The following is a 12,712-nucleotide window of genomic DNA, read 5'->3' as shown; positions in this document are numbered from 1 at the left end:
ACGGGGGCGCGAGTGGGAGCTCCCGCTGTGGGGCTCCCACTCACCTCCGCCGGCTGCGGCTGCGCCTGCGCGGCGGCGCGGGAACGAATTCGACATCATCGTCCCATTCGGGCTCCGCATAGCTGCTGGGGGCGAAGGTGCGCCGGCCGCTGTCGGTGATGATCGGCAGCTGGCTGGACGAGGGCCGGCGGCTGCGCCTGCGCTCCCGCTCCGGCTCGATGGGGCCGGCGCCGTAGGAGAAGCCGTCCCCCACGTCGACGGGGCGGCTGCCGGGCCCGCGGGAGGGCGCCCGGCTCGACTGGCGCCGACGCCCGCGCTCCCGCTCGGGTGCGGCTTCGATGGGGCCGGCGCCGTAGGAGAAGCCGTCCCCCATGTCGACAGGGCGGCTGCTGGACCTGCGGGAGGGTGCCTGGCTCGACTCGCGACGGCGCCCGCGCTCCCGCTCGGGTGCGGGCTGGGAGGGGCCGCCGGTCTCGTACGAGAAGGCGGGGCGGCGCGACCGGCTGCGGCTGCGGGACATCTGACTGGTGACGGGGTAGTCGTCCTCGTCGTCCACCGCGGCGTAGTTGACCGGGGCCGGGGCGGGCGGGCGCCCGGTCCTGCTCACCGGCGGCCGGCTCGACCTGCGCCGGCGGGTGGGGGCGGGCGTCTCGGCGACGCGGCTCCGGCTCTTGCTCCTGCTGCGGTGCGAACGCGGCGCGTCGTCCTCGGGGCTGTTGCTGCGCCGGTCCGAAGCGAACCGGTAGGTCTTCCGGCGTGCCGACACGGCGGCCCCTTCGTCCTTCCCGCTCTGCCGGTGACCGTACCCGTACTCCTCCTGGTCCGCATCGTCGTCGGAGTAGGCGCCGACGAGCCGCACACCCTCCGGCACGGCCGTTCCGTTCTCCACTCCGTAGAAGCCGTTGTGTGTCCCCGGCTTCTTGTACATGGTCGGATGCGGCACGGTATGACTGGTCGTCACATCCGCACGCCCGGCGAGCTGGGGCAGCTTGTTGGTGTCCCTGACGAGCCTCTTGGTGGAGTAGCCCTTCTCCCGTCCCGTGCGCGGCATCTGGAGGTGCAGGTTGGCGTTCGGCGCGACATTGCGGAAGAGACCGGCCGTCTCGGGCTGACGGACGTCGACGTTGTTGATGACGGGGACACCCATGCGCCGCAGATCTTCGCGGTTGGTTTCGTACTGCTGATACTGGGGTTGGTCCTCGTACGTGGTGGCCGCGTACCGGTCCGCGTCCTCGGGGCGTTGGCGTACCCGTGCCCGCACCCCGGACAAGTCGGCCTCGGACAAGCGGATCTGGTCGCGGCCGCGCAGGTTCTCCTCGGGCGGGCGGACCTGGCCCGGCGGGTGCAGGCCGCCCACAGAGGCCCGGACGGGACCGATCTGACTGGAGCGCACTCGGATGCGCCCGTGCGTGGTGGTGTCGAAGATGTGCTTCCTGCCGTCCGAGGAGGCCCCGACGTACTTGCCGATGATCGGATCGCCCTCGCCGAGGATCTCGAACAGCTGGTTCCTGTCACCCGGGTACATCTTCCTGCCCTCGCCGCCCGGCGCGCGGGCCACTGCGATACCGCCGCCGGTCTGCGCGGGCGCGGCGGTCTGCGCGGGGCCGCCGGAGCCGGGTCCCGACAGGTCGGGCAGGGATCCCTGGGCCATCCTGCGGCCGTTCGCCGAGGCAGAGCGCTCGAAGGGGTCGTCCTGGTGGGAGAGTTTCACTCCCGCCCCGTTGTCGGTCCCCGCGACGGAGCCCAGCGACTGCTGGCGGACGTGGTCGAGCTCGTGGAACATCGTCTCGTCGTCCGTGCCCTGCGGGCCGACGACGATGTCACTGCCCGTGGTGTAGGCGCGGGCGCCGAGCGCGGCCGCCGAGCGCTGCGCGACCGGGTCGCTGTGGACGCGCACATGGCGGAAGGACATGCCGTAGCCCTGTTCCGCCCGCTCCAGGAGACGTGAGTCCAGCGGACGCCCCGGGGAGCGCACGGCGTTGAGCACGGACGACGCCTGGACCGACGAGTGGTCGGTGACCGGCTGCTCGGCGTCGGGCCGCTCGTGACCGCATCCGGTGCCGTGCTCGTGCAGTTCCTCCTCGACGGCGCGGGCCACCACCGCGTTGCCCGCCGAGCGCTGGAGAGCCAGGACGCGCTGCGCCACCGTGCGCGGTCCCTCGGCGCGGCTGCTGCTCGCCGGGCCACCGGCCTGCTTGACCTGGGTCTTGTACGCGCGCACGGTACTCCTCGCCACTCAACGCCTGATCGGACATCGTCCCTCGGCCCGCACCGGCAGCGGGAGGGCCGCGAGGGCAGAATCCCGGCCGGAGCGGGTCGGTGGAAGGGCCGCGAGGGCAACGTGGCCGTCGCTCTGCGCGGGTCCACCGGTTCGGTCACGCGGGCTCGTCCGCAGCGCTGTTCAGCACGGCCGGAAGGTCCCCCCTCCGCCGGATGCCGAGCTTGCGGTAGGTGCTGGTCAGATGGGTCTCCACGGTACGCAGTGCCAGGTGCAGGAGCTCGGAGATCTCGGCGTTCGTCCGGCCGTCCGCGGCCAGTGCGGCGATCCGGCGTTCGCCGGCCGTCAGTGCACCCGGGCCCGTGAGAGTGGCGTTCCAGCGGCGGGTACCGCTGGCGCGCAGGGCCCGTTCCGCGGTGCCCGACAGCCGCACGGCGCCGAGCCGTTCGGCCGCCGCCGCGGCCTCCCTGAGCAGCGGACGGGCCTGGCGGGGCTGCCCGGACGCCGTGAGCTGGAGTCCGTGGGTGACGAGCGCGGAGATCAGCTCGGCGTCGAGCGAGGTGCCGCGCAGGACGTCGACGGCCTGGGCGGTGAGTTCGAGACCGCGTCGTCCGCCGGTGGCCGCGCCCAGGACGCGCAGCGCGCGGCCCTGGACCCGGGGCGTGCCCCATACGGCGGCGTACCGGCTCTCCTCCTCGGCCAGCGCGAGGGCCTGCGGTGCTTCCCCCAGAAGGAGATGACATTCGACGGCAGCCGAGCGCCACGGTGTCACGACGATGCCGACCACGTCCCGGCCGAGCTGGCGCCTGCCGCACTCCCGGAAGTCGGCCAGGGCCCCGGCCGGATCGCCGACGGACGCACGCAGGGCGCCACGCGCGTAGAGAAACCGGTTCGGCTCCCAACTGTCATGCGTCTCATCGACGTTGACACCGGCGATGAGCCGCTCGGCCTCGGCGGAGCGGTCGCACTCGACGAGTGCGAGGACCCGATGGGCCAGAAAGTTGCTCGCACCGGTACGGGCCGCGTCGTCCGGCGTCCGCAGCCGGTCGGCGGTCTCCTCCAGCACCCGCCGGTAGTGGCCGCGTGCGGCGGCGGTGTCCACCCACGTGTTGAGCAGCGACCGGTGGACGGGGTGCAGCGGTGTCAGCCGGTGCTCGGTCAGCCCGGTCCTGATCAGTCGTTCGGCCTCGTCCGGTACGTCGGCCCACTGGGTCACGGCGGCGGCCACCGCCAGCAGGTACGGCACCAGCAGCGGATCTTCCGGGGCCGTCAGCAGCCGCCGGATCTGCCGCACGGCCGACTCCGCGGACAGCAGCCCGGCCGTCACCCTGTACCGGATCAGGAGGGCGTGCTGGGCCGGGCTGATCCCTTCCGGGGAGTGCTCGGCGCGCTCGTGCAGGCGGGTGTAGACGGCCCGCCGGATCTCCGGGTCGTGGTCGGAGAAGAACGCCGACGCGGTCTGGACCGTACGCGCCAGGACGGGTTCCGCGTCCAGCGGGCCCAGCTCGCGCATGACGTCGAGCGCGGCGTGCGGCCTGCCCCGGTTGGCCAGGGCGTTGCCCAGGCTGACCGCGGCGAGCACCCGGTCCCTGGGCCGCTCCTGGAGGCGCAGCGCCTCGGCCAGCCGGGGTATCCCGCCGGTCCGCAGGGTGGCGAACTCCAGTTCGCCGAGCTCGGTGAGGACCGCGGACCGCCGCTCGCGCGGCAGCGGTTCGTCCAGCGCGCGGCGCAGATAGCTTGCGGCCGCGCCGGTCCTGCCGGCTCTGGACGCGTCGGCTGCCGCGGCCCGGAGCGCCTTGTCGACGGACGCCGCATCCCCCGCCGCACCGGCGGGGGCGGTCCGCAGCAGATGCCCGGCCACCGCCTCGGCTCCGTCGCCCCGGCGTTGGCGCAGGTCGGCCGCGCGGTGGTGCAGGGCCTGCCGCTGCGAGCGGGGCCAGCCGTCGAGGACTGCGCCGCGCAGCAGGGGATGCGCGAAGCGCGGGAGAGCGCTGCCGGGGACGTGGCGCAGCACCCCGAGCCGGATCATCGCGGTGACCCAGCCGCCGACGCGGTCGGGGTCGGCCCCGGTGAGTTCGGCGAGGAAGTCGGCGAAGTCCTGGCCCGGACCGGGTTCATGGTGCCCGGCGGGTCCTGGGGGGAGGCCGGGCAGTCCAGGTCCGCCGGGAGTCCAGCGTTCCGCCTTCTCCGTCCCTCCTTCGTTGTACCGCTCCGGTGCCGAGTGCTCGAGTTCCGCGAGGGCGCGAGCCACCCCGCTGCTTCCGGGGCCCGCGCTTTTCAGCCACCACGAGACCGCCGCCACGAACGCCCCCGGGTACAGGTCGGCGCAGCTCTCGGGCAGTCGTGGCTCCATGCCGTCACTGTCCGGCCCGCGGTACGGGAAGACCGCCCGCAGATCGTCGAGCAGCGCGCGCAGCAGCAGCGGATTGCCGGCACCGGCCCGTACGCAGCCGTCCACCCAGGTGTCGCTGGTGTCCGCGCCCAGGACGCCGCGTACCAGCTTCGCGGCGGCGGGACGGCTCAGCGGCGCCACCGCGTGCGTCCGGACCACCCCCGGGGCAGCGAGTACGCGAGGCCCGGTGCGGGCGGGGTGATGTCGTACTGCCCCCGTTCGGTGACCACCATCAGGACCGGCATTCCGGCCAGTCGTCGGGCGGCTTCGGTCAGCCAGTTCCGGGAGGCCTGGTCGGCGAGGTGCGCGTCGTCCACGGCGACCAGCAGGGGCGATGCGGCCGCGTGCTCGCACAGTAACCGCCACAGGTGGGACGCATAGGTCAAGTGGTCGGGAATCTCACGGGCGTTGTGGAGGCAGCCGGGATCGGACGGTGAGTTGAGAAGCTGCCGGACGAGGGCGAGCGGGATACTCGAGCACTCGGCGGAGGCATGGGCCCGCAGGACCCGCATGCCGAGTTTGGCGCCCCGCTCAGCGGCGGCCTCCAGCAGCGCGCTGCGGCCCGTACCAGTGGGCGCGCGGAACAGGACCAGCCGACCGGCTCCGCTCATCGCCCGGTCGGCCTCCGCCGCCAGCAGCTCCAGCGCGGACTCACGTTCCAACAGCCGGGCAGAGGCGGGTCCCAGGGCCGACGGCGGGGCCGGGAGCAGCCGACGGGGCCGTGGCTGATTCGAGCCCAGCGCCATCAGAACCTGCCGCCGATCTCGTGGTCGGTCTCGTGGTAAGCCACGGTGGTGGTCGTCCTATCGGCGAAGGAAGGATGGGAAGAGCAGGCATGGTCTGCTCCCTTGAGTAAGACGCGAGGACGTATGGCATGGTTCAAAGAAGCCCGAACAGAATCCCGGTCGAGGTGCACGCGTCCGACCCGCTGTCCCTCGACGGAGCGGTCAGCCAGCTTCGCCGGCACTCCGAAGTGGAGCTGGTGGAGGAAGGGACCAGCCGTCCGGGTACGGTCGCGGTCCTGCTCGCCGAGGCGCTGGACGAACCCACGCTGTCGCGGCTGAGACGGCTGACCCGCGCGGACGGCACCCGGGCCGTTCTCGTCACGAGCCTCATCCGCGAGGCGGAGCTGCTCCAGGTGATCGAGTACGGGGTCGGCGCGATCGTCTGGCGGCGCGAGGCCACCGGCCACCGCCTGCTCCAAGCGGTCCTCGCGGCCTCCCGGGGCGAAGGGGATCTGCCGTCGGACCTGCTGGGGCGGCTGATGGCCCAGGTCGGCTCGTTGCAGCGCGGTGCGACCAGCGTGTCGGGGGCGACGGCGTCCGGTCTGGCGCCCCGCGAGGTCGATGTGCTCCGACTGGTGTCGGAGGGGATGGACACCGGGGAGATCGCCGCCAAGCTCTCGTACTCCGAACGCACGGTCAAGAACGTCATGCACGGGCTGACGACCCGTCTGCATCTGCGCAACCGCGCCCATGCCGTGGCCTATGCCCTGCGCGAGGGCTATATCTGACGGACCGCGCGCCGTTTCACCCCTGCGCCGGTACAAGGGCCCTGAGGACAGGAGAAGGGCGACGCGGGGGCAACGGGGTTGCCCCGTGATCGTCCCCCGGGTGCCTCGCGGGGTGATGGTCCCGGCGGCCACGATGGACTGGGCAGCTCCCTGCCCGGGCGTCGACCGTGAAGGACTGTGCGACCGTGATCCACGAGGTGGACGACATCCTGCGAGGGCTGCTCATCCGCGGTTCCTTCGCGGGGTCCGACGTCGAGGTCACCTTCGACGCCCCGACGCGCGACTGGTCGGCGCGGCGCAACGCCCCGACGATCAACGCGTATCTCTACGACATCCGTGAGGACACCAAGCGGCGCCAGCGCGGCAGGATGGCGCTCCGCGACGAGCGGGGCATCGTCCTCAAGGAGCAGCAGCCGCCGCGCTGGTTCCGGCTCTCGTACCTCGTCACGGCCTGGACCAAGCGCCCGCAGGACGAACACCGGATGCTCTCCGCGGTCCTGCACACGTTGCTGCCCAAGGAGATCCTGCCGCCGGAGGACCTGACCGGCACCCTCGCCGGACTCGGCCTCTCCGTCCCGCTGACCGTCGCGGGGCTGCACACCGAGGCGCGCTCGCTCGCGGACATCTGGTCCGCGCTCGGCGGCGAACTCAAACCCTCGCTCGACGTGGTGATCACCGCACCCTTCCTGGCGTCCCCCGACTACCGGGTCGGTCCGCCGGTCACGGAGGGGCTCGGCGTTCGGGTGGAGGGGACGGACGGCGTGCCCGACGACAGCCCCACCCGCCACCACAGTGCGGAGAGCGTCAGCGCCGCCAAGGAGGACTTCGTGCGGAAGCACGGCACGACGGGAACGCCTCAGGAGCGGCTGACGTGAGCGACTCCTCCGCCCCCCTGCTCGCACGGCTCGCGGGCCTGCGCGAGCGGGTGGCCTTCCTCGTCGACCGGCGCAGCGCCGCGGACCCGACGGCCACCGACCCGATGCGCGGGCTGTACCTGACGGAGGACGGGATACGGCACCTGCTGTCCGGGCCCGCAGGTGCCGCGCCCCCCGCTGTCCCGGACGGCCCGGACGGCCCGGACGAGCCGGACCTGGCGGAGGCGACGGCGGAAGCAGCGGAACCGGACGAGTCCTGGCCGTCCGACGACGACCGCCTCCACTGGCTCGCCCACTGGCTGCGCCTCGGCCCCCTCGAAACCCAGATCCTGCTGATCGCGCTGGCGCCCGACCTGGACCGCTCCTTCGAGTCGCTGTACGGCTACCTCAACGACGACGTCACCCGTCGCCGGGCGACCGTCGCGCTCGCGCTCGACCTGTGCGGGTTGCCCACGCACTCCGCCGCCGGACGGTCCCGCTTCCATCCGGCCGCGCGGCTGCTCGCGCGGGGGCTGCTCGAAGTGGAGGACCCCGAGCGCCCCTTCCTCAGCCGCTCCTTGCGCGTGCCCGACCGGGTCGTGGCGCATCTGCTCGGTGACGACACCCCGGACCCGGCGCTGGAGGGGACCGTACGCCCGCTTCCGTACCGGCCCGTGGAAGAGGACCCACGGAATCCGGAGAGCGCGGAGAGCCCGGAGAACGCGGCGGCCGGCGGCACACCGGAGGGCACCGACCTGCTGGTACGGAGACTGGCCGGGCACCTCGCGGAGCGCCCGCTCACGGTCTACCTGCGGGAGCACCGCGACGGCGACGGGCTCGCCTGCGCCATCGCCGCCCTGGGCGCGGCCGGCATCCCGGCCCTGCACCTGGTGCCGGGAGGACGCTCGGAGGACCCCGGGCCCGAGGAGCACCCGCCGGTGGAACGCACTACGGGGGAGCGACTCCCGTACCGGGAGCTGCTCCGCGAGGCGCGGCTGACGGGACGCGCGATCGTGGTGGCCCCGTTGCCCGAGCGGCCGGCGGAGCTGATCCGGGCGCTCACGGTGAACGACGTTCCGGTCCTGTTCGCGGACCCGCGCCCGTACGACCCGCAGTGGTGCGACAGCGGGCGCGACCCGGTCGTGCTGGACGCGCCCCGGCAGCGTGCCGGCGATCTCGACGCCTGGCGGGCGGCGCTCGGCCCCGAGGAGCCGGAGTTCGACCTGGCGCCGGTCGTCGCCGCGTACCGGCTCGGGCCCGGCGGGATCGACCGAGCGTCCCGCGCGGCCCTGGACCTCGCCGCGTTCGACGGTACCGAACTGTCCGCCGCCCATCTGCGGTTCGCGGCCCGGCAGCAGTCCGCATCGGGCCTCGAGCGGCACGCCCGCCGCATCCGGCCCGACGTCGGCTGGAACGATCTCGTCCTGCCCGCGGGTCCGCTGGCGCAGCTGCACGAACTGGTGCTGCGCGCCCGACATCGCGACCGCGTGCTGGGCGACTGGCGGCTGAGCGCGGGCGGCGGGCGCGGGCGGGGCGTGGTGGGGCTGTTCGCGGGCGAATCCGGGACCGGGAAGACGCTCTCCGCCGAAGTGGTCGCGGGGGAACTCGGCCTTGACCTCTACGTCGTGCAGCTGCCGTCCGTCGTGGACAAGTACGTCGGTGAGACGGAGAAGAACCTGGAGCGGATCTTCACCGAGGCCGACCGTACGGACGCGGTGCTGCTCTTCGACGAGGCGGACGCCGTCTTCGGCAAGCGCTCCGAGGTCAGCAGTTCCAACGACCGCCACGCGAACATGGAGAGCGCCTATCTCCTCCAGCGTCTGGAGTCGTTCGACGGCATCGCCCTGCTGACCACCAACCTGCGCTCCAACATCGACGACGCCTTCACCCGCCGGCTGGACCTGGTGGTCGACTTCCCCTTCCCCGAAGCGGAGCAGCGCCTGGCGCTCTGGCGGCACAGCCTCGCCCACGTCCCGTGCGCCGACGACCTCGATCCGGTCGGCTGCGCAGGGGACTTCGAGCTGGCGGGCGGCTCGATCCGCAGTGCGGTCGTCACGGCCGCGTACGCGGCGGCGGGCCGGGGCAACAGCGTGACGACGGCGGATCTGCTGGAGGGCGCCCGGCGCGAGTACCGCAAGGCGGGCCGGCTGGTGCTGGACGACGCGTCCTGGTAGCCGCCCACCCACCCGCCGCGGGGCCGGCTACTTCATCGGTGCCGGGAGCCAGTCCTTGGCCGTCACCGTGCCCGCGGTGTCCTGTGTGTGGACCCAGCCCAGCTTCGTCTTCGTGAGCGTCGTCTCGTCCAGGACTCCGGTCTGCTCGGCTCCGAACTGGCCCTGGTACTCCTTGATCCGGTCCGTGTCGGCCTGCGTCGCCTTCTCCTGGAGCTGTATGTGCTTGCGCAGGTAGTCGATGTTCGCCCGGGTGTACTTGACCGTCGTGGCCAGGTCGCCGTCGTCGAACTCGCCCTGGGTGCCCCAGAGCAGGATGTTGCGCACCCACGGCACCTCCGGGCTGGCCTCGTTCATGTTCAGCGACAGCGACTTGGAGGCTACGAAGTGCGCTGCCAGGAGCGCGGTCATCGTGGTCCGGCCCAGATTGCCGAGCCCGTCGGTCTTCGCCAGCTGGCTGAACTGGCCGAAGCGCGAGTCGTTGGTCTGCTGGAAGCACTCCAGGGCCTGCGTGGTCGCCTCGTCCAGTTTGCCCACCGTGTAGGTACCCGTCAGCTTGCAGCCGGCCGCCCCCTCGGCCAGCCGTACCTGGGCGAACTGCACGAAGAGGTTCGGCTTGTCCTGCGACGTGATGGGCAGCGGGGCTCGCGGCGGCTTGGCCTCTGCCGGGGGCTTCTTCCCGCCTCCGCCACCGCCCGGCGCCTTGGGCTGCGCGGTGGGCGCGGCGTCCTGGGTGGGCTTGCCGGCCGGTTTCGCCGTCGGTTCCTCCGGCAGCGCGGTGGCCGCCGTCTGCTGGAGCTTCTCCTGCGCGAGCGTGCGGACCGGTGCCTTGTAGGTGAACCAGAGCACGAGCCCGGTGACCGTGAGGGCGAGCAGCAGGCTCAGCGTGGTCATCATCCACATCGGCAGCAGGGTGCGCTGTACGTACGTGCCGTTCACCACCAGGGGTTCGAACCCCGAGCGTCGCACCGACAGCTCGTACGGCCGCTGCTGTTTCTGCCCCACCCAGGTGATCTGCCGGGGCTTGAGGGTCGCGTTGACGAAGGCGGCGCGACCGGGTTCGATCTGGACGTTGGACGGGACGATCTCGTACGAGAGGTCGTCGCTGCTCTTGTCGCCACCGCCGATCGACGCGGTCAGCACGGTGTTGCCGAGGTTGTCGACGGCCAGCTTGGGCCGGCCCCTGAAGCGTCCCTTCACGGTCTGCGGGACCAGCTCGGCCCGCACCTCCATGAACGTGGTGAAGGTGATGTTCCCCTCGGCGACCGTGCTGGCTCCGGGGTGTTCGGTGGGCAGGACGCGGACGCCGTACGGGTGCGGCCCCGCGGTCGCGTCCGGGGTGCGGGGCGGCGCGAACGTCAGCTCCACGATGCCGGTGGTTCCCGGGAAGAGCCTGATGGACGGCGGTTCCACCGAGACGTACGGGGCGATGTCGCCGACCGCCTCGAAGCGGTACTCGTCGACGACGTCGCCGGTGTTGCGCAGACGCAGTCGTACGGTGGTGCTGCCACCCGGGTCGACCGTGGTCGAGGCGGGCTCCAGGAATGTCCAGGTCGTCACCCGATGGACGCTACTGCCCGGGGGAGAGCCCACGGCAGAGGAGGCCGGGTAGCGCCGCTGCCCGAAAGGTAGCGCTCGCTGCCCTCTAACACCCGCGCGCCGGCCGGCCGCCGGGGATGCGGAACCGCGCCCGCGGCCGGACTTCGCGGTGCGGCGCCCGGCACCGCTTCGGTACGCCCCCGCCGGAACTCCTGGTGGCGGCAGACCGTTCCGCGACCCTCGGCTGCCCCTGGGGGCACAGTCGGTGCCCCTGGTAAGGCACGGGAGGACGTATCCCCGGTCGCGCACGGGCCGCGAGGGTGAGTGTGGTCTTGTCTTGGTACCCCGAGGAGAGCAGAGCATGCCGTCTTACCTGTCGCCGGGCGTATACGTGGAAGAGGTGGCCAGCGGCTCTCGTCCGATCGAGGGAGTCGGCACCTCGGTGGCCGCATTCGTCGGGCTGGCGCCCGAGGGCCCGCTGAACGAGCCGACACTGGTCACCAACTGGACCCAGTACGTGGCCGCGTTCGGCGAATTCACCGACGGGTACTTCCTGGCGCACTCGGTCTACGGCTTCTTCAACAACGGCGGATCCGCCGCCTATGTGGTCCGGGTGGGCGGCACGCCCGGCGGAGTGACGGGGGCGCCCGGCGAAGGCGCCGAACCGGTCGGCGGACGGCGCGGCCGGTCGGCGGTCGCCGGCGCCGCGGCAGCGCCTGCCGCACTCACGGCCGGTGCGGCACAGGCACTGGGGACGTTCAAGGTGTCGGCCGTCGCGACCGGTGAGAGCGGCACGCTCAGCGTCGAGGTCACGGACGCCGAGGGCGAAGGCCCCGCCGAGCGGTTCCGGCTGGTCGTCAAGGACGGCCCGAAGCCGGTCGAGACCTTCGACGTCTCGGCGAAGAAGGGCGCCCGCAACTATGTGGTCACCCAGGTCAGGGAACAGTCCAAGCTGATCTCCGTGCAGGAGGCGGCCGCGGCCTCGCAACTCGCCCGCCCCGACAACCAGACGGTGGCGCTCGAGGCGCCCGTCGCCGCCGCGCGGCCCCCCGTGGTCCCGGACGCGGCGGAGAGCGAGCCGGTCGGCATCGCCGAGTACCTGGGCGACTCCTCGGACCGCACCGGCTTCGGCGGCCTCGAAGCCGTGGACGAGATCTCCATGGTCGCCGTCCCCGACCTGATGGCCGCCTACCAGCGCGGCGCGATCGACCTGGAGGCCGTGAAGGCCGTCCAGCTCGGGCTGATCGCCCACTGCGAACTGATGGGCGACCGGCTCGCGATCATCGACCCGCCGCCCGGCCTCAACGCCCGGCAGATCCGGGTGTGGCGCATGGAGACGTCCAACTACGACTCCAAGTACGCCGCGCTCTACTACCCGTGGATCAAGGTCTTCGACCCGGCCGGCGGCCAGACCCGGCTGATCCCGCCGAGCGGCCACATCGCCGGCATCTGGGCCCGCAACGACTCCGAGCGCGGCGTGCACAAGGCCCCCGCCAACGAGGTCGTACGCGGCGCCGTCGACCTGGAGATGCAGATCACCCGGGGTGAGCAGGACCTGCTCAACCCGATCGGCGTCAACTGCATCCGCACCTTCCCCGGCCGCGGCATCCGCGTCTGGGGCGCGCGCACCCTTTCCTCCGACCCGGCCTGGCGCTACCTCAACGTCCGCAGGTATTTCAACTACCTGGAGGAGTCGATCCTCAACGGCACCCAGTGGGTGGTGTTCGAGCCCAACGACCAGGCCCTGTGGGCCCGCATCCGGCGGAACATCTCCGCGTTCCTGGTGACGGAATGGCGCAGCGGCGCGCTGTTCGGCGCCACGCCGGAGGACGCCTACTACGTGAAGTGCGACGCCGAGACCAACCCGGTGGAGTCGGTGGACCTCGGCCGGGTCATCTGCCAGATCGGTGTCTCGCCGGTCAAGCCCGCCGAGTTCGTGATCTTCCGGCTGGCCCAGTTCTCCGGCGGCAGCGGCGAGCTGGAGGAGTAGCACGCCACGCGCCTCCGACGTACGGTTTCCGACCA

General features: G+C 72.5%; 8 protein-coding genes. 4 read left to right on the top strand and 4 right to left on the bottom strand.

From position 1 onward, the window contains the following. Nucleotides 1–40 precede the first annotated feature (40 nt). The 3 genes from LNW73_RS06040 to LNW73_RS36815 form a co-directional block, all read right to left on the bottom strand. Nucleotides 41–2,221, bottom strand: a complete 2,181-nt coding sequence (locus LNW73_RS06040) for an eCIS core domain-containing protein (protein WP_250989222.1) — start codon at nt 2,219–2,221, stop codon at nt 41–43. A gap of 154 nt (nt 2,222–2,375) precedes the next feature. Continuing rightward, nucleotides 2,376–4,751 carry a LuxR C-terminal-related transcriptional regulator gene (locus tag LNW73_RS06035; protein WP_441349473.1) on the bottom strand — a complete coding sequence of 792 codons (2,376 nt, stop codon included), beginning with the start codon at nt 4,749–4,751 and terminating at the stop codon, nt 2,376–2,378. Continuing rightward, entirely contained in the window at nt 4,739–5,272 is a 534-nt protein-coding gene (locus LNW73_RS36815) for an ATP-binding protein (RefSeq protein WP_441349472.1), read from the bottom strand. The genes LNW73_RS06035 and LNW73_RS36815 overlap by 13 nt, the downstream gene beginning before the upstream one ends. Before the next feature lie 212 nt (nt 5,273–5,484). Between LNW73_RS36815 and LNW73_RS06030 the strand changes: the two genes are divergently transcribed. From LNW73_RS06030 to LNW73_RS06020, 3 genes are all read left to right on the top strand, one after another. Next, a complete protein-coding gene (locus LNW73_RS06030) occupies nt 5,485–6,123 on the top strand; it encodes a response regulator transcription factor (RefSeq protein WP_250989221.1) in 639 nt (212 codons plus the stop codon). Nucleotides 6,124–6,308: 185 nt separating this feature from the next. Then, entirely contained in the window at nt 6,309–6,998 is a 690-nt protein-coding gene (locus LNW73_RS06025) for a DUF4255 domain-containing protein (RefSeq protein WP_250989220.1), read from the top strand. Continuing rightward, the gene (locus LNW73_RS06020; RefSeq protein ID WP_250989219.1) at nt 6,995–9,151 is read left to right on the top strand and encodes an ATP-binding protein; all 2,157 of its coding nucleotides are present in this window, start codon (nt 6,995–6,997) and stop codon (nt 9,149–9,151) included. The genes LNW73_RS06025 and LNW73_RS06020 overlap by 4 nt, the downstream gene beginning before the upstream one ends. A 27-nt stretch (nt 9,152–9,178) precedes the next feature. On the opposite strand, the gene LNW73_RS06015 is transcribed toward LNW73_RS06020, so the two are convergent. Then, the gene (locus LNW73_RS06015; protein ID WP_250989218.1) at nt 9,179–10,708 is read right to left on the bottom strand and encodes a COG1470 family protein; all 1,530 of its coding nucleotides are present in this window, start codon (nt 10,706–10,708) and stop codon (nt 9,179–9,181) included. Nucleotides 10,709–11,048: 340 nt separating this feature from the next. On the opposite strand from LNW73_RS06015, the gene LNW73_RS06010 reads away from it, so the two are divergent. After that, nucleotides 11,049–12,677: a phage tail sheath family protein gene (locus tag LNW73_RS06010; protein ID WP_250989217.1), complete on the top strand. Its 1,629-nt coding sequence runs from the start codon at nt 11,049–11,051 to the stop codon at nt 12,675–12,677. Nucleotides 12,678–12,712 lie beyond the last annotated feature (35 nt).

This window comes from Streptomyces sp. RKAG337 (genome assembly GCF_023701715.1).
GTDB lineage: Bacteria > Actinomycetota > Actinomycetes > Streptomycetales > Streptomycetaceae > Actinacidiphila.
Note: the sequence above shows the minus strand (reverse complement) of the source record. Positions and strands in the feature narration are given on the sequence as shown.